The 411-nt window shown below is 77.1% G+C and carries 1 protein-coding gene; it reads right to left on the minus strand.

The features are described 5' to 3' along the window. Positions 1-411 (minus strand): hypothetical protein (locus DW309_RS19335; protein WP_168387171.1); only part of this gene is annotated, 411 nt, incomplete at both ends.

The following is a 411-nucleotide window of genomic DNA, read 5'->3' on the forward strand; positions in this document are numbered from 1 at the left end:
CTCGCCCGCGCCGTGAGCCAGCACGCGCACCTCGGTGCTGCCGGAGCCGTCCGCCGGGTCGAGCGCGATCGTCAGCCGCAGATGCGCGGTCTCGGTGTCACGCATGGCGGCGAGGGGCACCTCGGCGCCGTCGCGCGGGACGCTCCAGTCCGTCCGCAAGACCGTCGCCCCCGCCGGGCACACCGCGTCCTGCCACGGCTCCGCGCACAGGGCGATGTCGAGCCGCAACCGCGCCGACCCGGACGCGCTCACGCCGAGCCGCACGACCCCGGGATCCGGCGCGTCGGCGCTCACCTGCACGTCCCACTGCACCGGCCGGTCGGGTCGCAGGTCGCGGGCGGCGTCCCAGTCCGCGACCGAGACCAGGCGCAGCACCTGGCCCTGCACCACCTCGGTGGAGGGGGCAGCGAC

Source organism: Microbacterium sp. K41, assembly GCF_004794395.1.
In the GTDB taxonomy this organism is placed as follows: domain Bacteria; phylum Actinomycetota; class Actinomycetes; order Actinomycetales; family Microbacteriaceae; genus Microbacterium; species Microbacterium sufflavum.